General features: G+C 63.0%; 19 protein-coding genes. 16 read left to right on the forward strand and 3 right to left on the reverse strand.

Annotated elements, in window-relative coordinates:
* Positions 1-19: 19 nt before the first annotated feature.
* Positions 20-1279 carry an ABC transporter substrate-binding protein gene (locus tag D5041_RS01080; protein WP_265283651.1) on the reverse strand — a complete coding sequence of 420 codons (1260 nt, stop codon included), beginning with the start codon at positions 1277-1279 and terminating at the stop codon, positions 20-22.
* 209 nt (positions 1280-1488) lie between these two features.
* Between D5041_RS01080 and D5041_RS01085 the strand changes: the two genes are divergently transcribed.
* A complete protein-coding gene (locus D5041_RS01085) occupies positions 1489-2481 on the forward strand; it encodes a LacI family DNA-binding transcriptional regulator (RefSeq protein WP_029554570.1) in 993 nt (330 codons plus the stop codon).
* A gap of 32 nt (positions 2482-2513) precedes the next feature.
* Here D5041_RS01085 and D5041_RS01090 read toward each other — a convergent pair whose 3' ends face one another.
* The gene (locus D5041_RS01090) at positions 2514-3161 is read right to left on the reverse strand and encodes an ATPase (RefSeq protein WP_265283653.1); all 648 of its coding nucleotides are present in this window, start codon (positions 3159-3161) and stop codon (positions 2514-2516) included.
* Positions 3158-3367 carry a hypothetical protein gene (locus D5041_RS01095; protein WP_169315424.1) on the reverse strand — a complete coding sequence of 70 codons (210 nt, stop codon included), beginning with the start codon at positions 3365-3367 and terminating at the stop codon, positions 3158-3160. Before D5041_RS01095 ends, D5041_RS01090 begins: the two co-directional genes overlap by 4 nt.
* Before the next feature lie 409 nt (positions 3368-3776).
* Between D5041_RS01095 and D5041_RS01100 the strand changes: the two genes are divergently transcribed.
* The 15 genes from D5041_RS01100 to D5041_RS01170 all read left to right on the forward strand — a co-directional run bounded on the left by D5041_RS01100 (position 3777) and on the right by D5041_RS01170 (position 26155).
* Positions 3777-4037: a helix-turn-helix domain-containing protein gene (locus D5041_RS01100; protein ID WP_265283654.1), complete on the forward strand. Its 261-nt coding sequence runs from the start codon at positions 3777-3779 to the stop codon at positions 4035-4037.
* Entirely contained in the window at positions 4037-6778 is a 2742-nt protein-coding gene (locus D5041_RS01105) for a DUF499 family protein (protein WP_265283655.1), read from the forward strand. Before D5041_RS01100 ends, D5041_RS01105 begins: the two co-directional genes overlap by 1 nt.
* Positions 6778-7770 (forward strand): hypothetical protein, encoded by a 993-nt coding sequence (locus D5041_RS01110; RefSeq protein WP_265283656.1) that lies wholly within the window; start codon positions 6778-6780, stop codon positions 7768-7770. The genes D5041_RS01105 and D5041_RS01110 overlap by 1 nt, the downstream gene beginning before the upstream one ends.
* 30 nt (positions 7771-7800) lie before the next feature.
* Positions 7801-8877: an AAA family ATPase gene (locus D5041_RS01115; protein ID WP_265283657.1), complete on the forward strand. Its 1077-nt coding sequence runs from the start codon at positions 7801-7803 to the stop codon at positions 8875-8877.
* Positions 8877-11576, forward strand: coding sequence for a S8 family peptidase (locus tag D5041_RS01120; RefSeq protein ID WP_265283658.1), 2700 nt, complete (start codon positions 8877-8879; stop codon positions 11574-11576). The genes D5041_RS01115 and D5041_RS01120 overlap by 1 nt, the downstream gene beginning before the upstream one ends.
* On the forward strand, positions 11576-14779 hold the full coding sequence (locus D5041_RS01125) for a DUF1156 domain-containing protein (protein ID WP_265283659.1): 3204 nt from the start codon (positions 11576-11578) through the stop codon (positions 14777-14779). Before D5041_RS01120 ends, D5041_RS01125 begins: the two co-directional genes overlap by 1 nt.
* On the forward strand, positions 14776-15276 hold the full coding sequence (locus D5041_RS01130) for a hypothetical protein (protein WP_265283660.1): 501 nt from the start codon (positions 14776-14778) through the stop codon (positions 15274-15276). The genes D5041_RS01125 and D5041_RS01130 overlap by 4 nt, the downstream gene beginning before the upstream one ends.
* 10 nt (positions 15277-15286) lie before the next feature.
* Positions 15287-16354, forward strand: coding sequence for an AAA family ATPase (locus tag D5041_RS01135; protein ID WP_265283661.1), 1068 nt, complete (start codon positions 15287-15289; stop codon positions 16352-16354).
* The gene (locus D5041_RS01140; RefSeq protein WP_265283662.1) at positions 16351-17013 is read left to right on the forward strand and encodes a DUF4276 family protein; all 663 of its coding nucleotides are present in this window, start codon (positions 16351-16353) and stop codon (positions 17011-17013) included. The genes D5041_RS01135 and D5041_RS01140 overlap by 4 nt, the downstream gene beginning before the upstream one ends.
* Entirely contained in the window at positions 17010-19793 is a 2784-nt protein-coding gene (locus tag D5041_RS01145) for a DEAD/DEAH box helicase (protein WP_265283663.1), read from the forward strand. The genes D5041_RS01140 and D5041_RS01145 overlap by 4 nt, the downstream gene beginning before the upstream one ends.
* A gap of 152 nt (positions 19794-19945) precedes the next feature.
* Positions 19946-21205 carry a sarcosine oxidase subunit beta family protein gene (locus tag D5041_RS01150; protein WP_265283664.1) on the forward strand — a complete coding sequence of 420 codons (1260 nt, stop codon included), beginning with the start codon at positions 19946-19948 and terminating at the stop codon, positions 21203-21205.
* Position 21206: 1 nt separating this feature from the next.
* Positions 21207-21512, forward strand: a complete 306-nt coding sequence (locus D5041_RS01155) for a sarcosine oxidase subunit delta (RefSeq protein WP_265283665.1) — start codon at positions 21207-21209, stop codon at positions 21510-21512.
* The gene (locus D5041_RS01160; RefSeq protein ID WP_265282029.1) at positions 21509-24505 is read left to right on the forward strand and encodes a sarcosine oxidase subunit alpha family protein; all 2997 of its coding nucleotides are present in this window, start codon (positions 21509-21511) and stop codon (positions 24503-24505) included. Before D5041_RS01155 ends, D5041_RS01160 begins: the two co-directional genes overlap by 4 nt.
* Positions 24498-25145, forward strand: coding sequence for a sarcosine oxidase subunit gamma (locus D5041_RS01165; protein WP_265282032.1), 648 nt, complete (start codon positions 24498-24500; stop codon positions 25143-25145). Before D5041_RS01160 ends, D5041_RS01165 begins: the two co-directional genes overlap by 8 nt.
* Before the next feature lie 38 nt (positions 25146-25183).
* Positions 25184-26155 carry a dipeptidase gene (locus tag D5041_RS01170; protein ID WP_265283666.1) on the forward strand — a complete coding sequence of 324 codons (972 nt, stop codon included), beginning with the start codon at positions 25184-25186 and terminating at the stop codon, positions 26153-26155.
* Positions 26156-26159 lie beyond the last annotated feature (4 nt).

The following is a 26159-nucleotide window of genomic DNA, read 5'->3' on the forward strand; positions in this document are numbered from 1 at the left end:
GCGTGGGTTGCCCGGCGTCTCAGTTGGCGCGCGCGGCGGCCAGCATGCGGTTCGCTGCCTGCTGCGCGGTCATGCTGTCGTCGTTCCAGAAGGCGAGCACGACGTCGCGCCAAGCGGCGATGCGCGCAGGGGTTTGCAGCATCGACGGCGCCGCCGCGAGCGTGCCGTCCTTGTTCCCCGCGACAAAGTCCGCGTACGACTGGCGGGCGCACGCGTCGAAGCCCGACACGTCGGCGTCCATGCGCACGGGCACCGAGCCCTTGATGAGGCTGAATGCGACCTGCGCGTCCTTGTCCATCAGCGTCTCGGCCAGCGCGACCTGCGCGGATGGCGACTTGGCGTTTCTGAAGAACATGAAGGCATCGCTGCTGAAGACGTGGCCACTCCCGCTTCCCGGCACCGGAATGCAGAAGTAATCGACGTTCGGCTTCTTGCCCGCCAGCGTGAACTCGCCCTTGACCCAGTCGCCGTTCACCTGCGCGAGGGCCTTTCCCTGAATCACCATCTGCGTGGCCTCGTTCCACCTGCGCGTGGCTGCGCCGCGGTCCGAGTAGCCGCGCGCCTTGCGCATCACCTCGAACGCCTGGACCATTCCGGGGCCCTTGAGGGCGGCCTCGTCGGCGTCGTAGAACGCCTTGCGGAAAGCGTCCGTGTGCATCGTGCCGTAGGCCACCTGCATGAACATGAAGTTCACCCAGGAGTCCTCGGCCATCGCCAGCGGAATCATTCCGGCAGCGCGCGCCTTCTCGGCCATCGCGAAGAACTCGTCCCACGTCTTGGGCGGAGCCGACGCGCCGATCTTCTTCAGGCCGGCGGCGCTGATCCACATCACATTGTTTCGGTGGACGTTCACCGGCACGGCCACGTAGTTCTTGCCGCCCAGCTTCGCGTAGCGCTGCACGGGCGCCGGCAGTGCGTCGTCCCACCCGCCCTTCGCCGCAACGTCGTTCAGATTCGCCAAGTTGCCGGGGTTTGCGGCGTAGGCCCGGACGTCCGAATTGATCTGCGCCGCGTCGGGCGGACTGCCTTTGCCGACCCGCGTCTTCAGCAGCGTGCGCTGGTTGTCAGCGCCCCCGACGGCCAAATCCTTCCATTCCACGCCCCGCACGCTGAGCGCTTCCTTGAACTTGCCGACGGCGGCCGTCTCCCCGCCGCTGGTCCACCAGTGCATGACCTCCACCGACTCGCCGGCCCGGGCGCTGCAAGCCAGCACGAGCGCGACCCAGGGCACGGCCCTTCGAATGCAGGCCGCAGAGGGAAAGATGGGGGTCGTTTTCAAGTTTGTCTCCTTATCCTGGCTCCGGGTCGATGCGCCGGATGGGGCCTTTTTTCGCCCTGGCTGCGCGTCGCTTTTTGTTTGAATCAGGTAACAAAAGATAAACGTTTTCCCACCTGTATCCATTAGTGCTTTCCCTGGAACAGGCGACAATGAGGAAACCGTTTTCCTTTGCAGAAAAAGTGGCGCAACCGCGAAGCCAGCCCGCCTCCATGAGTACCAAACCCTCGATCAACGCAGTCGCCCACCAGGCCGGGGTTTCCATTGCCACCGTTTCGCGGGTGCTCACCGGCAGCAAGCCCGTCTCCGCAGAGACACGGCTGCGCGTGCAAGCCGCAGTGCAAGCGCTGGACTACCGCGCCAACCCGTTCGGACGCGGGCTGAGCACGGGCCGCAGCGGGGTGCTGCTCATGCTCGTGCCGGACTTTGCCAACCCCTACTACGCCGAAATCGTGCGCGGCGCCGTGTCGGTCGCGCGACAAAGGGGATACACGGTGCTGCCCGTGGACTTGGAAGGCTCGGCGAACGATGAGGCATCGCTGCAAGTGCTGCAAAGCGGCCTGCCCGACGGCGTCATCAATCTGGTCCCGGTGCACGAGCGCGCCGCGTGGGCGAAGGCGGCAGAAGGCCGGCCCTGGGTCCATTGCTCCGAGTTCCAACCGGATGAGATGAGCATCCCCCACGTCAGCATCGACCACCGCCAAGCCGCCACCGACGCCGTGCAGTACCTGCTCAACCGCGGCCACCGCCGGATCGCGCTCGTGAACAGCGACGAACGCTTTCTCTACGCCCGGCAGCGGCGCGAGGGCTACGAATTGGCCCTGCGGCGGGCGGACATTGCCGTCGAAACCGAACGGATACGAACCACCGGCACGAACAGCTACGCCGCGGGCAGCCTGGCCGCAGCGGCGCTGCTATCGCTGGTCACGCCACCGACCGCCGTATTCGCGGTCTCGGACACATTGGCCATCGGGGTGATCAAGGGTTTGCGCCGGGCCGGCCGACGGGTCCCGGAAGACACTGCCGTCGTCGGCTTCGACGACGTGCCCATCGCCGAGGTATTCGAGCCGGCCCTCACGACGGTCGGGCAACCCATGCAGGATCTGGGCGCCGCGGCCGTCGTGATGCTGCTGGGACAGATGGAGGGGCAGATCGTCGGGCACCGCATCCTGCCCCACAGGCTGGTGGTTCGGGAATCGGCCTGAGGATCGCCGAAGGCCCCCGAGGCAAGGGGGTCTCAATCGACGCCATGGTCGCACTCCTGCGCATGGGACGGCTCCTGCCCGTGCGGCAGCGTCTCCACAATGAACTGTGCCCAGCCATGGATCGCGTTGTAGACCTTCACGATCTCGCCCTCCACCGTCCGGAAAAGCAGCCTGGGCTCTTCGCCATCGACCGAGTTGTCGTAGATGTACGCCCGATCGACGAACGCAGCCGCCGCCGCACAGTTGGCAATCGACTTGGAGTAGCGCGAGATGATCTTCGAGATGGGAACGTCGTGCCCGCCCTCCATCACGCGCAGGGACACACGCGCTGCGTTGATGGACGGGTGGTCGGTGCCGACGAAGAAGATCCGGACGAAGTAGCCTGCATCCTTCGCCCGTTGGATGAAGTCGATCTTGTCCGGTGCCGAGAGCACGCTCTCGAAGGCCATGCTTTCCCGCTCATGCAGGCAGCGCTCGCGCTCGGCCTCTGCATACTTGGCCGCAGCCATGACGGATTCAACGGAATTCCAGTCCCCGAACACATCGCGGGCAATGTTGTCGGGGTTGATGTAGATGCAGCCCTCGATCCACTGGTGCTGCAAGACCTTGGTGGTCAGCGAGGTCTTGCCGGAGCCATTCGGTCCGGCGACGACGATGAGGGTGGGACGCGGCTTCGTCACCGGGCGGCCAAAGCGACCGCACGCGGCACCGGGAGGTGGTAGCGCGCACGCACCTCGGCGGTTTGCGCGGCGAGGGTGTTGCGCAGCGCGGTGTTTGCGAGGGTGGCCTTGGCGCGAGCCTCTGCCGCCACGTCACGCATCAAATCCTCCAACTGCTCGTCCGAGGGCTCCCGGCTGCAGTCCAGCAAATTCACGTTCGCTTTCATTGCGATCTCCTTGCAAGCCGAGGAATTTTCCTCCTCGGGGTGGTGGTTGACATGTTCCATCATCGGGTCGCGGATGCACCAAGGCGCATTCGCAGCCACCGTTGGCAAGCCCGTCCAGCAGGGCCCACGCCGCCGCCAACGCCCGCCATGACGAGCTCCCGATCCAGTAAAAACCCGCGCCAGCAGTGTAGCAAGCATTGTGTGCGTGTCCGTGTGAAGTTTCCTGCTGACGTTGCGCTGCTTGCAATCACCCAAGGCAGACCGGACACCGGCGCTCGCCCAGGCACCACGGCCACCCGGTCAGTCAACCCGTCCGCAAAGCGCTCGCCCGGCGGGATCGGACGAGTTTCCGCGTGGATTGAAAATTTTGCATTATCCTGTCGCCGTTTGCCAAAATTTGGCCATCCCCATGCCCACAAGTACCAGCGAGGGCGAAATCCTCACCGTCGGACAGGTCGCCGACTACCTGAGGGTCACGCAACGAACGATCTACCGGCTCGCGGCCGCCAAGAAGCTCCCGGCCTTCAAGGTGGGCGGGGCATGGCGCTTCTCGCGCGTGGACATCGATTGCTGGATCAAGCAGCAGTCGAGGCAAGCGCTCGACCCCGGACAGGACGAGGACGAGGACGTGGCGGGCAAGAACCTATCTGACAAAGGGAAGCGCGCGTAATGCTGGAACTGACTCTGCGAGAAGAATTTCAGGATCGGCGCCTCAAGGGGACAGCCATCGAACTGTCCAACGGATCGAACACCGGCGCAACGCAAATTGCAGCGGACCAGTTCCTGAAGATCACGTACCCGACGCATGACCTGCTCAAGGGCATCGAGGCCATTGGTCCCGGGCAAGGTCGCCCGGTGGTGGTGATCGGCGAGCGCGGGCTGGGCAAATCACATCTGATGGCCGCGCTCTACCACGCGGTCAACGATGCGGCATCGACAAGGGCCTGGCTCGATGCGTGGTCGGCCCGACTGGATGACCCCGGTGCCGGCAAGATCGCCCTGCGCGACGGACTGCTGGTGATTGGCGAGAGCCTGCATCGCCAACGCCACAAGTTCCTGTGGGACTTGCTGTTCGAGCGCCACCCTCACGGCACCTACATCAAGGGCAAGTGGGAGGGAATGGGGACGGCCAAGACCGATATTCCATCCGACCAGCTGATCCTCGAACTGCTGCAACACAGCCCGACGATGCTGCTCCTGGACGAATTCCAGACGTGGTACGACGGCCTGAAAAACACCACGCAGTCCCCTTGGAGGAACTGGGCGTTCAACTTCATCCAGACCCTCTCGGAGATCGCCAAGGAGCGGCCGGACCTGCTGGTGCTGGTGATTTCGGTTCGCAACGGCAGCAGCGACGCCTACCAGCAGGTGCACCGCGTCAATCCGGTCGCCATCGACTTCAAGGCGGGCGGCAACGCCGAGCGCATCCAGCTCGACCGCCGGCGGATGCTGTTGCACCGCCTGTTTGACAACCGGATGCAGATGGATCCGGCCCGCATCGAGTCGCTTGTCGCCACGCATGTTGCCGAGTATTTTCGTCTACTGGATGTGCCGTCGTCCGAGCAGGATCGCCAGCGCAAGGAATTCACCGAATCCTGGCCCTACGCCCCGCACCTGCTGCGACTGCTCGAAGAGCAGGTGCTGGTCGCGACCGACGCGCAGGAAACGCGCGACATGATCCGCATTCTGGCCAACCTCTACAAGAGCCGTGGCGAGATGACTCCGGTGCTTACGGCGGCGGACTTCCGGCTGGATAACGATGCTTCGGGTATTGGCGCATTACTCGATTCGGTCGCCAACGAGCACCACCGCAGCTTGCGGGAGAAGGCCCAGCACAACGGCCTCTCTGTCACTGAGGCCGTGGCCGACCACGCCAAGCTCGCACCCCATCTTCAGGAGCTCGTGGGTGCGCTGTGGTTGCGCTCCATTGCCGTCGGAAACCTCGCCGGAGCCGAGGCCGCGACGCTCCAGGTCGATATCACCCGCAGCGCAGCGGTTGACGACAACGCGTTCCAGGTCGAACTCGCGACCATCGTCGAAAACAGCTTCAACATCCACCAAAATGGCCCCCGGCTAATCTTCTGCGAAGAGGAAAACCCCCGTGCCAAGCTGAAGGCCTGCGCGCGCAACGACAAGCTGTTTGCCGACGGTTCCGACCAAATCCAGCTGGCCCAGCAGATTCGCTACGTCATCGGCGGTACCGACGAAGTGGTCCGGACCTTTCGTGTGATCGCACTGCCGAAATCCTGGCAAACCGATCCGTGGTCCACCCTGGACCGGGCCGAGCAGCCAGAGCATTGGGACGAGCGTCTGCCCATCCTGGTGCTGCCGGAAAGACCCGACACCACAAACCAACGCCTTGGCCGCTGGCTCAAAGAGCATCTGCAAAAGCGCCGCAACACCATCCGCTTCCTGCTGCCGCGATCGGAATCACCGAACATGTTCCTGGACCGTGATCTGCTGATCCTGGCCCGCTCCGCAATGAAGGCGCAGGAATGGAGCGGCCAAAACCCCGAGTACAAGAAACTGCACACCGAGTTCCAGGCTGCGCTGCGCGATGTCCTGAAGAAGCGCTTTGACCAATTCGCCGTGCTGCGCCGCTGGGACTTTTCCGACCCGAGCCAGTGCGTATTCAGCGTCGAAGGCCTGAAAAAGCAGGGCGCGCAAATCCCTGAGGACATCGAAGAAACGCTGCTCAACGACTTGTTCGTTCCCGAGGACTTTCAAGAGCTGGTGCTCCAGGCAGCCGCCGAACACGCTTCGCTCGGCAAGCTGCTGCGCGAACTGCAAGAGCCTCGCCCGGCGGGCCAGGACTGCATCCCCTGGCTTGGCGAGACCGCGATGAAGGAGCGCATCCTGCGCCTGTGCGCGCAGGGCAGGATCGTCATCCGCGTGCGCGACATGGAGCACTTGCAGACCCGGCCCGGAGAAGACGAGAACGAGGACGCAGCCTGGAGACGGCTGCGCTCCAAGCTTCCCCATACCGGACGCCTGCTCAACGAGGTGTTTCTGATGAAGCCCTCGGCAGTGCCAAGCACCGGCGGCACAACGCATCCTGCATCCCCCCCGCCCGTTGGCGGAGACGCTGGCGCCTCGGCCGACGGTCGCACAGCGCCTCCTGCGGGCACCGACACACGCTCTGACGACGCTACGCCCCGGGCCGGAGGCAGCATCTTTGATGACGGCTCGACGGGCGCTGGCGGCAAACCGCGCATCCCGCTGAGCAACCCATCCACCTCAGCACTGAACCTGATCGGCAAGCTCGAAGACTGGCGCATAGGCCCCGCCACACAGCTCGCCGAGGTCTCGATCAAGGTGTTGGCGGCCAACGGTGCCCAACTCAAGGACTTGCTCAGGAAACTGCCCGATGGCATGACCTTCGCGCTAAGCCTTGAAAAGGAGGACAGCTGATGGCACTCGACGCCGAGGTACTGCGCAACCTGACCAAAGGCTCTGCCAAGGATGCATGGCGCATCCTCATCGACACCGCCATCGGCATGGCGTCCAAGCCATTGACTGCCGGCAATGCGCCCAGTGAGGTCGTCCAGCGTGACCGGGAGATAGGTGCACTCGATCACTTCCTGTCGTCCGTCGGGTGGGATCTGTGGCAGGCCCTTGGCGACAGCGTCGAACGCACCTCGGACCGGCTCGCACGCTGGTGGGCCGAACCCTACACCGCGAAAGCGGTGCTGATCCTTGACGGCCTGTCATTGCGCGAACTGCCCTGGCTGGTGCAGGGCGCCAGGGAACGCGGATTCACTTTGCACGGCGTCGAAGCCAATGCGTCCGAACTGCCTGCGACAACCCATGAATTCGCGCGCGCACTGGGTTTGAGCGACCGCAGTCAGCTGGGAGGCAACCGGGGCGGCCTGACCCACCGGCTGCAACCGGCGCACACCGAATCTGTCGATATACCGTGGAAGGATTGCGAAAATCTGGTGGATGGTTCGCCGAACTGGGTGTTCTGGCACCACTGGCCCGACAACAAGCTTCACGCCAGCGACGGGGCGGGCCAAGGTCTCGACGTGCTGATCCGCGACGTGGCCGAGCAACTCGGCAGCGATGACTTCTGGGCCTTTGTCGAGCGCCTGGCGACGGGGCGCAGGCTGGTCATCACCTCCGATCATGGCTACGCCGCGACGGGGCACTTCCACGACGCGCAGGGCGAAGTCGCTCAGTTTCTCAAAAAGACCTTCGCCAGCGGGCGCAGCAAGACGGGGGCCGGCGATACCGGGCCCTTCGTGCCGCCCGTGTCACTCCAGATGGACAACCCGCGCGGCACACACCTGTTGGCGCTTGGCCGCTGGAAATGGCGCAGCCAAGGCGGCTACCCGACGCTGACACATGGCGGCCTTTCGCTGCTCGAAGTGCTTTCACCATTTGTCGAGATCAGCAATGAGTAAGTATTTGGATTATTTTCGGAGCATACGTTGATGGCACAAGCTGATTTATTGGTTGATCTGCTCAAAACTGCGACCCGTGGGGATCAGCTGGCATTCAGAAAAATCGCTGAAGGGCTGATCCAGGAAGAAAAACAAAAAGGCCACCGATTGCTGGCGGAACGGATGACCAAGGCATTGCAAGCCAACACCATGCCATTTGCGCGATATCCGGCAGCAAAAATGAACGCTGGCAGCACGGATAAAGAGCTATTTTACGAAATCGTGCCAGAGCGTGATCTGGACAGCTTGGTCCTCCCTGAAGAAATCAAGGTGCAGGTACAAGAGTTCATTGAGGAACAGCATCGCTCAGAGTTGCTCCATGCACATAATCTGCGTGCACGAAGCAAGATTTTGCTCGCAGGCCCGCCCGGCAATGGGAAAACAACGCTCGCCGAAGCACTGGCTTTTCAGCTGATGTATCCCCTCATCGTCATTCGGTACGAAACACTGGTGGGCAGTTATCTTGGCGAGACATCCAGCCGACTAAAAAGCGTGCTGGAGTACGCCAGAACGCAGCGCTGTGTACTGTTCTTTGATGAATTCGAGACCCTGGGCAAGGAACGTGGCGACATCCATGAGACAGGGGAAATAAAAAGGGTGGTGAGCTCTTTCTTGCTGCAATTGGACGACATGCCCGACTACGTGGTGGTGGTTGCGGCGAGCAACCACCCTGAATTGCTGGACAAGGCGGTCTGGCGCCGTTTTCAATTGCGCATTGAACTGCCCATGCCAACCCATGAACAGCTGACACACTACATTGCATCCATTGAGAAACGTTGTGGCGTCAGTTTGGGCATCCCCTCTCAGGATTTGGCAAAACAACTCTTGGGGTCGAATTTTTCCGAGGCAGAGGAGTTCTGCCTTGGTGTGGTTCGTCGTGCCATGCTCGAAATGAAAACGGAAAATACCAAACCGTTGACCCAACGAAAAATTGAGCAATGGAAGAGTCGTTTGAAACCGGCGCATGAAAATACCAAAATAGCAGTCCGCAGAAGGGTTGATGGCATCCCCGCCGCTGCAAAATCAACAGCGAAAAAAACAGCGGCCCGCAAAAAGGTTGATAGCTGATGAAAAATCATTTCCCGTTGCTGCTGTTCCCGCAAGCGAAAATCGTTTCTCCAAAAAAGAAGCCGTCTTTCTCGTCGAGTCAACTCCATTTTCCAGAACATGGCAGGCAGGTGGTTCGTCTTGGCGAGCAGTTGACTTCGCTTCAGCAGAACTTTGAATATTACAAGGCCAGTGTAAATCATTCTGTGCTCGGATTGGAGCCGGAAATGGTTCTTGTCATCGAGATTGCGGGCCGCATTGATGATTTCAGGCAGGCTGTGGAGGAAATCGGCTTGGAATGGTTTGGCGAATGGGGTATCGACGATATTTCGCCAAGCGATGACTTTTACGAAGAACCAAAAACCGGTGTGAACTCTTCTCAAAAAAATATCAGCGCCACCCACATTAACAAAAAATTATCAGGAAGCCTTTTTTTGTCCCTCAGCAATGAAGCCGGAATGCGGAAGTTGTTGTCTCTATGGAAGCATTGGAAAAGCAAACAAAAACTTCCACGAGGAAGAACAAAATGGCAGGATATATTTGATCAGATAATACAAATTCGCCACTGGGGAATAAAAGAGACATTGGATGAAACCGGTATGCGGGATCGCTGGCACGATCTTCTTGAGTCAATCACTCCAGGGCAATCAATTCCTTTTCAGATTGAATTGTTTTATCGTAAATCACCAGAAAAACGCCGGCAGAGAGAGAATGCCATACGCACACTTCTGGCGAATGTGGATGGCCGGACGCTGGGTGAATTTATCGACATACCCGACATCGCTTTTCATGCAGTAAAGGCGGCGCTACCCGAGGAGCGCATCAGGCAACTTTTAAGCGATCTGGATTCCAACACACAGGATACCAGGATTCAACTTTTCAAGTTTTCCGACATCATGCATTTCCGCCCTACCGGCCAGAGTCTCGCCGTGACAGAGGACGGTGAGGGTGGAGCGGCTGGATTTCCTTTGGGGACAGAAGACGGCGAGGGTGAATTCGCTGGGTTTCCTTTGGAAAAGGTTGAACTACCGCCCGTTGCAGCAATTCTCGATGGTGCGCCCAACTTGCAGCATAAGAAACTGAAGGACCGATTGCTTTTTGATGACCCGGATAACCTTGCTGCGGAATATCAGCCGGGTCAGAGAAAGCACGGAACTGCAATGGCATCCCTGGTTATTCATGGCGATCCAATGGAGAATTCATCTGACCCGCTGCAACGTCTGGTTTATATGCGCCCCATCATGCAACCAGATCCGAATACCAAAGATTCGGTCGAACATTTTCCAGATGAGATTTTCTTCGAGGATCGCATTGAACGCGCGGTCAGGCGCATGTTTGAAGGGGAAGGAACTGTTCCCGCGCAAGCGCCCGGTGTCCGCGTTATCAATTTGTCCATTGGCGATCCGGATCGTCCATTTATCCATACCCCAAGCCCTTGGGCAAGATTGCTTGACTGGTTGTCGTGGAAATACAGGGTACTTTTCTGTGTCAGCGCAGGAAATTATTCTGATGCGATCGACATCGGCATCCATCAACCGAACTATATGGCTTTGGCAGATGAGGAGAAAGTTGCACATGTATTGAAATGCATTCAGTCCCGGTTGTCTGGTCGGCGCATTCTGTCTCCGGCGGAATCCATAAATTCCATCTCGGTTGGCGCAATACACACGGATAATTCTGGTGACTACCCCCCAGGGCAACGCACTGATTTGCTCCCACATGCATCACTATTCAGCCCGACTGCGCGTTTGGGGCACGGTTTTCGTCGCTCAATCAAACCAGAAATATTTTTTCCAGGCGGTCGCCAACTCTATAGAACGCCTGCATTGGATAAGCACTCATCATACAATCTGGATAGCGGAATTGGTAAACCAGGACAGAAAGTGGCCTGGGACAGTAATCAGCCCGGCGATTTTTCTAAAACTGCGTATACACGGGGTTCCAGCAATGCCACGGCACTCGCTACGCGCAGCGCTGCGCGCATTTATGAGGTCCTGAACACACTGCGCACAGAGTTGGGCGAAGACATTCCTGAGGGACTTATCTCTGTGCTCATCAAAGCACTGCTCGTGCACGGGGCCAAACACGATGATGGGGCTCGCCGTGCACTCGACGCGGCGCTAAGAACACCGGAAAATTCACGAAAGTTCAAAGAGCTTGCAAGCCGCTATCTTGGCTACGGCATCGTCGATATTGAACGGGTTCTGGGCTGTACGGAACAGCGCGGCACGGTGCTGGGTTGTGGGGAGATTCATGAGAATAAAATCCATGAATACAAGTTGCCACTCCCCCCGGGTCTTGCCAGTACCCGGGTCTGGCGTCGCATGGTGGTGACATTGGCATGGTTTACTCCCATCAATCCATCCCACCGGAACTTGCGCGAGGCAAAGCTTGAATTTTCACCCACGGGCAAATGGGATAGTCTGCCACTTAAACTGACTCGCCAAAATGCAGACCACCACCAAGTGCTGCGTGGCACAGTACAGCATGAGGTGCTTGAAAGCGAAAAACAAATCGAAGCCTATCAGGACGACCACAGCATATTGCTCCAAGTTGCTTGCAAAAAAGATGCGACAACCCAAATCGATCACGCCATCCCCTACGGCCTTGCGGTCACACTGGAAGTGGAGGATGAAGACGTTCCCATCCCGATTTATGAACAGCTTCGCGCCAGACTCCAGCCAAGAGTGGCAGTGGATGCAGTGACAGGAACACGCTAATGGCAAGCAAAAAATCATTGGCGCAGGCCGTAGCAAATGCCGTCGGAGCAGGCAAGGCGGTCGCGCTCGAAACGGTCGATTTCAACGACCCGAACCGCCCCAAGACCTGTCTGGAGGTGGATTTCCCCATCCTGCCCGTGAACCAGGTTGCAGTCATCGAAGGCAACGCTGGCAAGCCGATTTATCAGATGTCCAAGTGGTGGGCGCGGCGCCGCTCCAGCGTCTTTCGCTCCATGCTGATCGCCGCGGCGACAAAGGCCCCCGAAGACGGGTCGCACGCGGCCCGGCTGGTCTGGGACAACTACTACGCCAATCACCAGAAAAAAGGCGCGTTCCAACACCTCAAGGTGGCCGACATCTTTATGGGCGGCGGCACCACGCTGGTCGAGGGTTCGCGTCTCGGGATGCAAATGGTCGGCAACGACCTGAATCCGGTTGCGTGGTTTGTGGTCAAGCAGGAACTGGCCAACGTCAATCTGGAGGAAGTCAGGCGCTTGCTCGCCGACATCGAGGCCGAGCTCAGGCCGCAGATCATGCCGTACTACTGCTGCGACGGACCGGACGGTGAGCCGGGCGAATGGACGCACGTCCCCACCCGGCGCGTGATGCCTGCGGACTTTGACCCGCTCAGCATCCCGCGCGGGCAACGGGCGGAGTACAGCTACCAGGGCCCGGAGATCATCTACACGTTTTGGGCCAAGCATGGCCCCTGCCAGGTAACGGGCTGCGGCCACCGGACGCCCATCATGAGCAGCCCGGTCATGGCGGTCAAGACGCTGACCGTCAAGCATTGGGAACACCGCTGCAACGCATGTGACGGCGAATTCCACGTCGAGGAAGACGCGGCGCGCATGGCCCCCGACGTGCCGCTGTACATTGCGCCCACCGAACACCCCTACTCCGTGCTGGACCGCAGAAAGGGCGTGGTCTGCCCGCATTGCGGCTATGCGGAGTTGGTGCATCTGGGCAAGGGAAAGAACAAAAAAGTGGCACTGAGCCTGCTGGTGCACCCGCAATGGCTCAAGGGCAGTGCCAAGCAGGACGCCAGTGGCCAGGCATTTGGTGGGTCGGCGCAGGACGATGCAGCGTCATCTGCCCGTTGGAACAACGAGCGCGCGTCCAAGATGCGTTTGCTGGAGGTCCGCGGAACGCTTCCAGAAGAAGTGAGTTGCCCGGAAACCAAGGTGACCTTCAAACTTGGCGCCGGGACAGTGCCCAAAAGGTCCCACTACGCTTGTGGCGCCTGCGGCACGGTCCAAGACGTTCTGACAACCGTCAAGGCAACAGCCAAGACAGGACCGATGGCAGCCTACGCAATTCAGGGCTACGCGCCCAAGCGCGATGCGACTGGAAAACCCTATGGCGGGCGCTTCTTTGCGGCCCATGACGGCAGGCTTTCAAAACAATTCGACAGCGCAGCAATCGAGTGGGAAGCGCGCAAGGACGGGGACCTCGCCGAATTTTGGCCCCGATCCGCTGTGCCCTATGGTTTCATGACGGGAATTGCCAACGGAGACATCCGCGAAGGCCATGGCTTCACGCATTGGTGGACAATGTTCAACCCGCGGCAGTTGCTGGTTCATGCGCAACTGCTCAGGGCCATTGTGAACGTCGGCTCCTACAGTTGGAAGGTCCGTGAGTATGTGCTTGGTGCCTACCAACAGTATCTTCGGAACCAGAACTCCTTCTGTTTCTGGGACCACGGGTACGACAAGCTCGTACCCCACATGAGCAACAACAATTACCACCCGAAAAGCAACGTTATCGAAAACTGTGTGTTTTCGGTGCTGGGACGTGGCAACTGGTCATCCTGTATCGAAGGCATTGTCCAAGGCCGGGAATGGGCCATGCAGCCGTGGGAGGCAGTGGGCCTTGAAACACTGAAACGGCACGCTCCGGACTGGGTCGAGCAGTTCACCGGCAAGAGTGAGAAGGTCTTTCCTGGTGATCCGGTCGGTGAGGTCGGCGTGTACCAAGGATCGTCCACCGACCTCCCGCATATTCCCACCGCCAGCCTTGATCTGGTCATTACCGATCCCCCTTTTGGCGGCTTGCTGCACTACTCGGAACTATCCGATTTCTTCTACGTCTGGCTGCGCCTCGTACTCAAGGAAAAATACCCGAACTGTTTCAGCGCAGAATACACGCCCAAAGCGCTGGAAGCCGTCGCCAACCGCGCGCGGGAGCCGCAGGACCCCGATGGCTTTTATCAACGGCTGCTGACCGCGTGCTGGCGTGAAACGCACCGTATCCTGAAGCCCGGCGGCATTCTGGCCTTTACCTTCCACCACAGCGAGGACGCGCCGTGGGTGGCGGTGCTGGAGTCGCTATTCGACGCGGGCTACTACCTGGAGGCAACCTATCCGATTCGTTCCGACGAGACCAAGGGCAAGGGCGAGTTCGGCTCCAAGACCATCGAGTACGACATCATCCATGTGTGCCGCAAACGCACCGGGGAACCCAGGCCGGTGAGTTGGGGTCGGATGCGCCGCGAGGTCATGGCCGACGTGCAGCAATTGCAGACCATGCTGGAGAACCATGCCAAGGAGGGGCTTCCCGCAGCAGATATCCAGGTCATCCGGCGCGGCAAGGCATTGGAGTATTTCTCGCGCCACTATGGTCAAGTCTACGTGGACGAGGGCCGCAGCATCTCCGTCAAGGATGCGCTGCTCGGCATCAACCAACTCATCGACGAGGACGCGAACCAGGGCAGGGAAGCACCGCCGGCCCATGCCGAGCCGATCACGCGCCAGTTTCTGCGCACCTTTGGCAACGCGGCCGAGGTACAGCGCGACCAGTTGCAGAAATTCCTCAAGGGGTCGATCACGACGCCTGACGAATTCAAAGAGCGCGGCTGGTGTTCGGAAAAGGGCAAGGTATTTACGCGGGTCAATCCGCTCGATTTCGCGCGCGAATGGTCCGGCCGGCACAAGCGCCGCTTGACCTCTGACCTGGATCAGGCGCTGGTGCTTGTCGGGGCCTGCTTTGACGGCAGCGGAATCAATGCCTCGGACACGCTGAGGAACGAAAACTTCAGGCCCCACGTGGCGCTCAGGCCCTTGCTGGAATGGCTGCACAGGAACGAGCCGGATCCGGCCAGCCGCAACGCGGCCGCGCGCGCCGTATCCATCCATACCGCGTGGTCGGCGGGCCAGGCCGTCAAGCCGACGCAGGGCTCGCTGTTCGAGGAGTACGCGTCATGAGGCCATTGCGGGACCCGGTGTGGCAACGGCACGGCACGAGTTGGATTTGGAGCGCGCAAGCACGCAATCAGCTGTGCACGGCCAGCGAGGTCTGGAGCCTGCGCCAATTCCTGCAAGCGGTTGAGCAGTGGCCCGAGGGTCTGCCAAGCAAGCACGGCAACACGCTGGTTGTCGGGGGCCTGGATGGCAGCCTTGATCTGCTGACGCCCGACGATGCCGAGGCGTGGCTGGGCGAGGAGATCAAGGAAGCAATCCTCTCGTTCCAGTCCCACTACCAGGGTGAGACGGCATTGATCTTCTGGCTGCCTTGCGGCCAGGACCGCATCAAGCGCCACCCCGCCACCGACTCCATCGAATGGCGCTGCGCAGCCCCGGACACCGACCGCCTGCTGCCATTTGGCCGCATTCTGTGGGGCGAGGCAAATGAATACCCGCAGGAGATTTTTCTGCAAGATGGCAGCAAGTCCGCCGGCTTGTTCCATCGGCGGATTACTTGAGGGATGCCCGATGAAAACCTTGCACAAGGTCGAAATCAAAGGATTTAAATCCATAGAAAGTGCCACACTGGAGATTGGCGATTTGAATGTGGTGATTGGCGCGAATGGCTCGGGAAAATCAAACCTGATTGGCGTTTTCAAATTGCTGGAACGCGTGCTCTCCCAAAACCTTCAACTTTATGTCGCCAGCGATCCGGATCGGCTCCTGCACCACGGACGCAAGAAGACGCCGATGTTGTCGCTGGATTTCTCATTTGAGCAAACTTCCTATGAATTCGGACTCCAAGCGGCGCAGAATACGCTGATTTTCAGATTTGAGCGCTGTGAATTGGGACCCGACAGAGGTGTTTTGTATGTCGGTCATGAGGAGAGCAGACTCGCAAAGAAAGCAACTTCGTCCACCGAGATCAATTTTTCGCAGTCTGTGTTTTTCCAGCTCCAGGATCTATCGTCTATCCACCACTTCCAGGACATGTCCGACAATTCGCCCGCCAAGCAAATGGCGGATGTCGACGACAACCGTTTCCTGCGCCCTGACGCGGCCAATCTTGCAGCCTATCTGTACTGGTTGCAGGAAAAGCACCCGGTGCAGTTCCGCCATATCGAGGAGCATATCCGACTGGTCGCGCCGTTCTTCGAGAAATTCGTGCTGGCCCCGTCCAGGCTCAACGAGAGGAAAATCAAGCTGGAGTGGCGACAAAAAGGCTCCGATGCGTACTTTGACGCCTATTCCTTGTCCGACGGCAGCTTGCGCTTCATCTGTCTTGCCACGCTGCTGCTGCAACCGTCGCCGCCTGCACTGATTCTGCTGGACGAACCGGAACTGGGTCTGCATCCGTTTGCCATTCGCATCTTGGCCGAGATGCTGGAAGCCGCGTCCAAGCATGTGCAGGTCCTGCTGGCGACGCAGTCGGTGACGCTGCTCAACCATTTCGCGCCGCAGGACGTGATCGTCGCGGAAAACGATGGCCTGAAGACCACGTTCAACCGGCTTGATGAAGAAAAGCTCAAGGATTGGCTGGATGATTTCAGCCTGGGCGAGCTGTGGGAGAAAAATGTCCTGGGAGGCCGCCCATGATGCGGCTGCTCATGCTGGTGGAAGGGCAGTCCGAGGAGATATTCGTCAAACAGGTTCTCCAACCCCATCTTGCACAGCGCGGCGTGCATGTGCAGCCCACCGTGCTCTGGACAAAACGTCGGCGCGACGGCGGCGGCTTTCGCGGTGGGGTGTCGAGCTGGAAAAAGATTTGCGAGAGCCTGCGGCCCTTGATGCACGATAGCGATGCATGGGTCAGCACCTTGCTGGATTTTTACGGCTTGCCAAAGGATTTTCCGGGGTTTCCGGACGCATTGGAGACAGGCAATCCGCAAGAGAAGGTCGCGGTGCTGCAGGAACGCTTTGCGGCTGCGCTGCCGCACCACCTACGGTTCATACCGTTTCTGGCGCTGCACGAATTTGAGGCGTGGCTGTTCAGCGCGCCGGATACGGTGGCGGAGCATTTCGGAGACAACTCTTTGGCCGCCAAATTGCGCGCGGCCGGTGCACCGGAGTGCATCAACCACGGCCCGACGACGCATCCGAAGGCCCGGTTAAAGAGCATGGAGTGCGACTACAAGGAAACCTCCGATGGCCCCACGCTGCTGGGGAAGATCGGTCTTGCCACGATCCGGGCGGAATGCCCGCATTTCCATGGCTGGTTAATCCGGTTGGAAGCCCTGGGCAAGGGAGCCCCGTGACGGACGCCAAAGCCCCGCTCCCATCCGGCGAGCGCATCACCCACCCCGAGTTTGGCCCGGGCGTAGTCCTCGACCCGGCGCATGGCGGTTACCTGCGCGCTTTTTTCGGCGTCGGCGAGCGCCGGGTGCCGGCGGATTCGGTGCAGCGTGCGCTCTCGCGCAGCGCGCGCGTCCTGCGCGCGGTCGATGGCGGTGCGCAGCGCGCGCACAAGGCCTGGCTCTGCTACGAGGCCCATGCGCTGCCGGTCATGGAAAGCGCGTCGGCGCTGACTTCGGCCAAGATCGACCTGCTGCCGCACCAGGTGGTGCTGACGCACCGCATTGCCAGCGCGTCGCCCCGGCGCTACCTGATCGCCGACGAGGTGGGTTTGGGCAAGACCATAGAGACGGCGCTGATTCTGCGCGAGTTGGCCAGCCGGGGCGAACTGAGCCGCGCGCTGATGGTGGTGCCCGCCGGTCTGGTGAATAACTGGCACCGCGAATTGAACGGGGTGTTTCACCTCGACTTCGAGGTGTTCGGCTCCGAGGGCGACATCACCGACCGCAAGACCAATGCCTTTGCCAAACATGACCGGCTGATCGCGAGCATCGATACGCTGAAACGCCCGGCGCGCATCAGGCGCCTGCTGGCCGCGCCGCGTTGGGATCTGGTGGTGTTCGACGAGGCCCACCATCTGACGGCCAGCCGCACCGGCGGCAAGGTTCGGAAGACCGAGAACTACAAGCTGGCCGAGGCCCTGAAGGACCACGCGCGCGATCTGCTGCTGCTCTCGGCCACGCCGCACCAGGGCCATCACTTCCCGTTCTGGATGCTGGCGCAACTGCTGAATCCGACGCTGTTTCGCAGCCCCGAGGAGATGCTGGAACAGCGCCACCGGCTCAATACGGTGATGTTCCGCCGCACCAAGGCCGACGCCTGCCAGCCCGACGGTTCTCCCCTGTTCGCGCGCCGCGGGGTGCACACCGAGTCCTTTGTGATGCACCCCGACGAGAAGTTGTTTTACGAGAAGCTGCGCGGGTACCTGGAGGATGGTTTTGACCTCGCGCGCCGCCAAGGCCGTCAAGGCCGCACGCTGGGCTTTCTGATGGCGATCTTCCAGAAGATCGCGGCCTCGAGCTTTGCCGCCGTGCGGCGCACGCTCAAACGCCGCCTGCTGATGCTGACGTTGCACGAGGCCTTGCTGCGCGACAAGGCGCTGGACATCGAAGGCCGCGAACGCCTGACCGGGCAAGCGCGCGAGCTGATCCACGAGGAATTCGACCTGCCGCGCAACAGCCTCGGGCGCAGCGAGGTCGATCGCGTGCTCGCCAACCTGAAGCACCGGCTGCTCAGGACGCTGGACGAGGAGGTGCTGGTGGAACAGGCCTGCGACCCCTACGGCAACGAATATGCGTCCGCGCAGGCCGAGGACGCCGCCTCGGCGGTGGTGCATCTGCATCTGCCCGAGGAGCGCTTGCGCATCGGCGACCTGCTGCGCGTCTTTCCGCCGCAGCGCGAGACCAAGATGCACAAGCTGCTCGACGGCTTGGGCGCGCTGTGGCGGCAGAACCCGGACGAGAAGATCGTGATCTTCGCCACCTATCTGGGCACGGTGGACATGCTCGCCCGCGAGATCGGGCAAACCTTCCCCGGCCAGGGGGTGGCCGTGCTGCGCGGCGGCGACCACGGGGCCAAGGTGGCGGCTGAGCGCCGCTTCCGGAACAAGGAGGGGCCGCGCGTGCTGGTCTGCACGGCAGCGGGACGCGAGGGCATCAACCTGCAATTCGCGCGCATCCTGTTCAACTTCGACCTGCCGTGGAACCCGATGGACATGGAGCAGCGCATCGGGCGCATCCACCGCTACGGCCAGAACCACACGGCGCAGGTCTACAACCTCGTGCTGTCGGACACCATCGAAGGCCGCATCTTCCTGCTGCTCGACGAGAAGCTGCGCGAGATCGCGCGCACGGTCGGCAAGGTCGATAGCCAGGGGAATGTCGCCGAAGACCTGCGCGCGCAGATTCTGGGACAGCTGTCCGAACGCCTGAACTACGACCGTCTGTACCAGGAGGCGCTGTCCGACCCCGAGCTCAAACGCACGCAGCTCGAACTGGAGGCCGCGCTGTCCAATTCCCGCGAGGCGCGGCAGGTGGTGTTCGACCTGTTCCAGGACCTCGAAGGCTTCAGCCTCGATGACTACAAACCGTTCTCCGACGTATCTTCGGGTCTGGATCGGTTGCTGCGCTTCCTCTCGGCGGCAGTTGCGCAGCGCCAGCAGAAACTGCTGCCCGTGGATGACGCGACCTACGACCTCGTCACCGCCGATGGCGCGCGCCGCGCCCGTTTCAGCCTGAACCGTGCAGCGGCAACGGATCAGGATGATTTGCAGTTGCTCGGCCTGGACCACCCCCTGGTGCAGGAAGAATTGGGGCGCTGGCGCAGCCTGCCAGCGGAGGAAGTCGGCATCGCCGTGTCGGGCGACGTGGTCGAGCCGGTGCTGCTGTCGCTCTGGATGGTCGAGGCCTTTGGCAAAAATGGCGCACGCCTGGCCGTGGTGCAGCCGATCGCGATCCAGCAAGACGGCACGCGGGTCCCCGCAGTGGAGCGGCAGTGCGAGCGCTACATGCAGGCCCCGGCCGCCACGCCAAGCCTGTCGCCGGATCAGCGGCTCGATCTCTTTGCCCGCACGGTGGAGCCCATGCTGCAACGTGAGCTCCAGCACAGGGGCGCAGCAAATGGCGCTGGCAGCTACTCGGCCGAATTGATCGGCTACGTCGAGATCGTTGCCCGGGGGGCGTGATCTGCCTGCGCACACGGGCTGGCATGCGCACACAACCCCGAACACGACACCATGTCGAATTTGGACAACTGTGCGTCCAGCCGACGCAAGCCCGCGCGCGGGGGACGGCGAACAATTCGCTACGGCTTCCTTGAAGCCTCCCACGAAAACCCATGCGCGGCCAAAACTATTCTGTCTGGAGTTTGCTCAAGCACGGCTTCAGGAACCACCAGACCTGGGAGCCGGCCTGGGAGCGGGTGGCGCTCGGGCCGGCTTACGACGTGGTGATCGTCGGCGGCGGCGGGCATGGGCTGGCGACTGCCTACTACCTGGCCAAGAACCATCCGCAGGTGGGGCGCATCGCGGTGCTGGAGAAGGGCTATCTGGGCGGGGGGAATACGGCGCGCAACACCACCATCGTGCGCTCGAACTATCTGTGGGACGAGGCGGCGCAGCTCTATGAACACTCCCTGAAGCTGTGGGAGGGGCTGAGCCAGGAGCTGAATTTCAACGTGATGTTCAGCCAGCGCGGCGTGTTCAACCTGGGCCATACCTTGCAGGACATGCGCGACATCGAGCGCCGGGTGAACGCCAATGCGTTGCAGGGGATCGACGCGCACGTGCTCAGCGCGCGCGAGGTGCAGGAGAAAATACCGCAGCTCGATTGCAGCCACAGCCGCCGCTACCCGGTGCTCGGCGCCAGCTGGCAGCCGCGCGCCGGCGTGGCGCACCATGACGCGGTCGCGCGCGGCTTCGCACGGGCCGCGAGCCGCCTGGGGGTGGACCTGATCGAGGGCTGCGAGGTCACGGGCATGGACATTCAGGGCGGGCGCGTCTGCGGGCTGCAAACCAGCCTGGGCATGGTCCGGGCCGGGCGTGTGGGCTGCGTCGCCGCCGGGCATTCCTCGGTGCTCGCGCGCATGGCCGGGCTGCGCATGCCGCTGGAGAGCCATCCGTTGCAGGCCTTTGTCTCGGAGTCGATGCAGCGCGTGCTCGACTGCGTGGTCATGTCGAACGCCGTGCACGGCTATCTGAGCCAGTCGGACAAGGGCGAGCTGGTGATCGGCGCCGGCATCGACAGCTACCTGGGCTACGGCCAGCGCGGCAGCCCGCTGGTGATAGAGCACACGGCGGCGGCGATCGTCGAGCTGTTTCCCCAGTTCTCGCGCGTGCGCATGAACCGCCAGTGGGGCGGGATCGTGGACGTGACGCCGGACGCCTGCCCGATCATTTCCGCGACCGCGGTGCAGGGCCTGTACTTCAACTGCGGCTGGGGCACGGGCGGCTTCAAGGCCACGCCGGGTTCGGGCCACGTGTTTGCCCATCTGTTGGCGCACGAGCGCCCGCATCCGCTGGCGCAGGCGTTTGCGCTCGACCGTTTCCATACCGGCCATCTGATCGATGAGCACGGCGCCGCAGGCGTCGCGCATTGACATGTTTTTATTGCATTGCCCCCATTGCGACGCGGTGCGCGACGAGCAGGAGTTCAGCCACGCCGGCGAGGCCTTCATCGCGCGCCCGCAGCAGCCCGATGCGGTGGACGACGCCACCTGGGGCGACTATCTCTTCATGCGCCGCAACACCAAGGGCTGGTTCTGGGAGCAATGGCAGCACACGGTGGCCTGCCGCAAGCTGTTCGTCGTCAAGCGCCACACCGCCACGTACGAGGTGGCCGGGAGCTGGACGCTGGCCGAGGGCCGGGCGCTGTTTCTCGCGGACATGGCCCGGGAGGCAGCATGAGCGGCACCCGGGTCCGGCAGGCAGGCGCGCGCATCGACACCACGCGCCAGATACGGTTTTGCTTCGACGGCCGCAACTACACCGGGCACCCGGGCGACACGCTGGCCTCGGCGCTGCTCGCGCAGGGGGTGCGCTGCGTCGCGCGCAGCTTCAAGTACGGGCGGCCGCGCGGGATCGTCGGCGCCGGCGCGGAGGAGCCGAATGCGCTCGTGCAGCTCGGCGTGGGCGCGCTCACGACGCCGAACCTGAAAGCCACGCAGGTCGAGCTGTACGAGGGGCTGAGCGCGCGCCCGACCTCGGGCTGGCCGTCGCTGGAGTGCGACGTGAAATCGCTGCTCGGCCTGGGCGCGCGCTTCATGCCCGCAGGGTTCTACGGCAAGACCTTCAAATGGCCGCGCAGGCTGTGGCCGTTGTACGAGGCGCTGATCCGCAAATGCGCCGGCTTTGGCGCGGCGCCCGACATGCCCGACCCCGAGTGCTACGACCATTTGCACCACCACGTGGACGTGCTCGTGGTCGGCGCCGGCGCCTGCGGCCTGCTGGCCGCGTTGCAGGCCGGGCGCGCGGGCCTGAAGACGCTGCTGCTCGACGAGCAGAGCGAGCCCGGCGGCTGGTTGCTCTCGGACCCGGCGGCGCGCATCGACGGGCGCGACGGCGACGCCTATATCCGCTCGGTGCAGGCGGCCCTGTCCGGCATGCCGCACGTGGACGTGCTGACCCGCAGCACCGCGTTCGGCATGCACGCGCAGAACCTGGTGCACGCGGTGGAGTTGGTGCAGGACCATATCGCCCCGGCCGGGCGCCTGGTGCATCTGCCGCGCCAGCGCCTGCACAAGATCCGCGCGCGCCAGGTGGTTCTGGCGACCGGCGCGATCGAGCGCCCGCTGGTGTTTGGCAACAATGACCTGCCGGGCGTGATGACGGTGTCCGCCGCGCAGACCTTTCTGCAGCGCTACGGCGTGCGCGTCGGGCAGCGCGTGCTGATCTGCGGAACCAGCGATCTGATCCACGATGGCGCCGAGGCCCTGGCGCAGGCCGGGGCCCGCGTCACCGTCGCCGACGTGCGCCATGGCGCGTGCGCGCGCAACGGCAGCTACCAGGTGCTCGCGGGCCATGGCATTGCCGAGGCCTGCGGCGGCCGCGAGGTCACGGGCGCGCGCCTGGTCGCGCTGCACGCCACGCGCGACGAGGTCGCCGGCCCGGCAACGCACGTCGCCTGCGACGTGGTGCTGAGCTCGGGCGGGTTGTCGCCGACGGTGCATCTGTTCTGCCACGACGGCAGCCACCCCGCGTGGGACGAGACGGCGGCGGCCTTCGTTCTCCCGCGCGCCGGGCGCCAGGGCGTGGCCTGCGTGGGCGCGGTCACGGGGGCCTTCGATCTGCCGGCGGCGCTGGCGCAGACCACCGAGGCCATGCAGGGCGTTCTGGCGGCGTTCGGCAGGACCGCGCCCTTGCAGACGCCGGACTGCCCCGCGCGCCAGCAGCTGGCCATGCGGCCGATGTTCCGCATGCCCGACGGCCGGCCCGAGGGCGCGGGCGCCGTGGCCTTCGTGGACTACCAGAACGACGTGTCCGCGGCGGACATCGAGATCGCCGTGCGCGAGAACTACCACGCGATCGAGCATGTGAAGCGCTACACCGCGCTGGGTTTCGGCACCGACCAGGGCAAGCTGTCGAACGTGAATGGCATCGCCATCACCGCCCGCGCCCTGAAGCGCTCCATGGGCGAGGTCGGCACCACCACCTACCGCCCGGCCTACACCCCGGTGAGCCTGGGCGCGCTCGCCGGGACGATGGTGCAGGACTGCTTCGACCCCAGCCGCTACACCGCGCTGCACGCGGCGCACGTGGCGCGCGGCGCGGCGCTGGAGCCGGTGGGCCAGTGGCTGCGGCCCTGGTACTTCCCCCGGGCCGGGGAGGACTTGCGCGCCGCCGTGGGCCGCGAGTGCCTGGCTGCGCGCAACGGCGTCGCGCTCATGGACGCGTCCACCCTGGGCAAGATCCAGATCGACGGCCCGGACGCGCGCGAGTTCCTCAACCGCGTCTACGCCAACGCCTGGACCCAGCTCGCGGTGGGCAAGTGCCGCTACGGCCTGATGCTCGATGAGAACGGCATGGTAATGGACGACGGCGTGACCGCGTGCATCACGCCGAACCAGTTCTACATGACCACGACCACCGGCGGCGCGGCGCGGGTGCTGAACTGGCTGGAGCGCTGGCACCAGAGCGAGTGGCCCGAACTCAGGGTGTGGCTGACCTCGGTCACGGACCACTGGTCGACGATTGCGCTCGTCGGCCCGAAGGCCCGCGCGGTGCTGGCCCGGCTGTGCCCGGACATCGATCTCTCGGCCGAAAACTTCCGCTTCATGGACTGGCGCGCGGGCACGGTGCACGGTCTGCCGGCCCGGGTTTTTCGCGTCAGCTTTTCCGGCGAGCTGGCGTACGAGCTGAACGTCGAATCCGGCTACGGCCACGCGCTGTGGGAGGCCGTGATCGCCGCCGGGGCGGATTTCGACATCACGCCCTACGGCACGGAGACCATGCACGTGCTGCGCGCCGAAAAGGGCTTCATCATCGTCGGGCAGGACACCGACGGATCGGTGAGCCCGCTGGACCTGGGAATGGGCTGGGCCGTGGGCATGAAGAAGGCGTTCAGCTTCCTCGGAAAACGCTCGCTGGCGCGCAGCGACACCGCGCGCGCAGACCGCAAGCAGCTGGTCGGTCTGCTGCCCGAGGACCCTTCGGTGGTGCTCTCCGAGGGCGCGCAGATCATGGAAAGCGCCCACGTCGGCGCGCACAACCCGATGCTCGGCCATGTGACTTCGAGCTACCACAGCGCCTTCCTGGGCCGCTCGATCGCGCTCGCCGTGGTCGCCGGGGGCAGCCAGCGCGTGCACCAGACCCTGTACGCGCACGCGCAGGGCCGGGCCACGGCCGCGCGCGTGGCGGGCAGCGTGTTCGTGGACGCGCAGGGGGAGCGCCAAAATGCCTGATCCTGATCTGCTGCGCTCGCCGCTGCACGCCTTCGCGCTGCCGGACCGGGCCTGCGTCCCCGCGGAGCACCACCGCGTGCGGCTCTGCGAGTTGCCGCACCTGGGCTATCTGGTGCTGCGCGGCAGGGCCGACGACGCGGCGTTCATGCAGGCCGTGGCCGCTGTCCTGGGCCAGCCGCTGCCGACGCAGCCGATGGCGGTCCTGCCCACGGCGCGCGGCGTGGTGCTCTGGGTCTCGCCCGACGAATGGCTGCTGGTGTGCCAGCGCTCCTGCCGCGCCGCGCTGCTCGCCGACCTGGGCGCCGCGCTGCACGCAGTCTTCTCCCAGGTCGTGGACAACAGCGGCGGCCTGACCACGCTGCGCCTGGCCGGCCCCGACCACCTGCTGCTGCTGCGCCAGCTCGGCCCCTGCGACTTCGCCAGCCTGGAGGTCGGGCACTGCGTGAGCACCGTGTTCTCCAAGGCCGGCGTGAGCGTGGTGCGCACCGACGCGGCCGGCGTGCTGCTGCTGTTTCGCCGCAGTTTTGCCGACTACGTCTGGCGCCTGATCGAGCGCACCGCGCAGCCCTGCCGGCCCTGCGTCACCCGCCTGGCGCAGTGCGCCGACCCGGTTTTCACGCCCCTGGTCGAGGGCACCTGAAAGCCCCCTTCCCTCTCTCTCCACCCGAAAGACCCCCCATGAGCACGCTGCACCAGGACGCATTGATCATCGACGGCCTCATCATTTCCAAGTGGGAGCGCGCGGTTTTCGAGGACATGAGAAAGGGCGGGCTGAGCGCCGCGAACTGCACCGTCTCGGTGTGGGAAGACTTCCGCGGCACGGTGGCGAACATCGCCCGCATGAAGCAGCTGATCCGCGCCAACGGCGACCTGCTGACCCTGGCGCGCAGCACGGCCGACATCGAACAGGCGAAGAAAGACGGCAAGACCGCGATCGTTCTGGGTTTCCAGAACGCGCACGCCTTCGAGGACCAGCTCGGCTACGTCGAAGCCTTTCACGACATGGGGGTGCGCGTGGTCCAGCTCTGCTACAACACGCAGAACCTGATCGGCACCGGCTGCTACGAGCGCGACGGCGGCCTCTCGGGCTACGGCCACGAGGTCGTCGCCGAGATGAACCGCGTCGGCATCATGGTCGATCTGTCGCACGTCGGCGCAAAGACCTCGGAGGAGGCGATTCTGGCGTCGAAGCAGCCGGTCACCTACTCGCATTGCCTGCCGGCCGGCCTGAAGGAGCACCCGCGCAACAAGAGCGACGCGCAGCTGCGGTTCATCGCCGACCACGGCGGCTTCATCGGCGTGACCATGTTCCCGCCGTTTCTCCAGCGCGGCGTGAACGCCACGGTGGACGACTACGTGCAAGCGCTCGACTATGTGATCAACCTGGTCGGCGAGGACTGCGTGGGAATCGGCACCGACTTCACCCAGGGCTACGGCCAGGATTTCTTCGACTGGCTCACGCACGACAAGGGCGTGAACCGCCGCCTGACCGAGTTTGGCCCGATCCAGAACCCGCTGGGCATCCGCACCATCGGCGAAATGCCGAACCTGACCGCGGCCATGGAGCGCGCGCGCTGGCCGATGCCCAAGATCACCAAGGTGATGGGGCGCAACTGGCTGCGCGTGTTTGCCCAGGTCTGGGGCGCGTGAGGGG

The organism is Verminephrobacter aporrectodeae subsp. tuberculatae (assembly GCF_026127385.1).
In the GTDB taxonomy this organism is placed as follows: Bacteria; Pseudomonadota; Gammaproteobacteria; order Burkholderiales; family Burkholderiaceae_C; genus Acidovorax; species Acidovorax aporrectodeae.

Coding starts and splice junctions, on each gene's coding strand:
- D5041_RS01085 (WP_029554570.1), top strand. CDS start 1,489: ATGAGTACCAAACCCTCGATCAACGCAGTCGCCCACCAGGCCGGGGTT.
- D5041_RS01095 (WP_169315424.1), bottom strand. CDS start 3,367: ATGAAAGCGAACGTGAATTTGCTGGACTGCAGCCGGGAGCCCTCGGAC.
- D5041_RS01100 (WP_265283654.1), top strand. CDS start 3,777: ATGCCCACAAGTACCAGCGAGGGCGAAATCCTCACCGTCGGACAGGTC.
- D5041_RS01105 (WP_265283655.1), top strand. CDS start 4,037: ATGCTGGAACTGACTCTGCGAGAAGAATTTCAGGATCGGCGCCTCAAG.
- D5041_RS01110 (WP_265283656.1), top strand. CDS start 6,778: ATGGCACTCGACGCCGAGGTACTGCGCAACCTGACCAAAGGCTCTGCC.
- D5041_RS01115 (WP_265283657.1), top strand. CDS start 7,801: ATGGCACAAGCTGATTTATTGGTTGATCTGCTCAAAACTGCGACCCGT.
- D5041_RS01120 (WP_265283658.1), top strand. CDS start 8,877: ATGAAAAATCATTTCCCGTTGCTGCTGTTCCCGCAAGCGAAAATCGTT.
- D5041_RS01125 (WP_265283659.1), top strand. CDS start 11,576: ATGGCAAGCAAAAAATCATTGGCGCAGGCCGTAGCAAATGCCGTCGGA.
- D5041_RS01130 (WP_265283660.1), top strand. CDS start 14,776: ATGAGGCCATTGCGGGACCCGGTGTGGCAACGGCACGGCACGAGTTGG.
- D5041_RS01135 (WP_265283661.1), top strand. CDS start 15,287: ATGAAAACCTTGCACAAGGTCGAAATCAAAGGATTTAAATCCATAGAA.
- D5041_RS01140 (WP_265283662.1), top strand. CDS start 16,351: ATGATGCGGCTGCTCATGCTGGTGGAAGGGCAGTCCGAGGAGATATTC.
- D5041_RS01150 (WP_265283664.1), top strand. CDS start 19,946: ATGCGCGGCCAAAACTATTCTGTCTGGAGTTTGCTCAAGCACGGCTTC.
- D5041_RS01155 (WP_265283665.1), top strand. CDS start 21,207: ATGTTTTTATTGCATTGCCCCCATTGCGACGCGGTGCGCGACGAGCAG.
- D5041_RS01160 (WP_265282029.1), top strand. CDS start 21,509: ATGAGCGGCACCCGGGTCCGGCAGGCAGGCGCGCGCATCGACACCACG.
- D5041_RS01165 (WP_265282032.1), top strand. CDS start 24,498: ATGCCTGATCCTGATCTGCTGCGCTCGCCGCTGCACGCCTTCGCGCTG.
- D5041_RS01170 (WP_265283666.1), top strand. CDS start 25,184: ATGAGCACGCTGCACCAGGACGCATTGATCATCGACGGCCTCATCATT.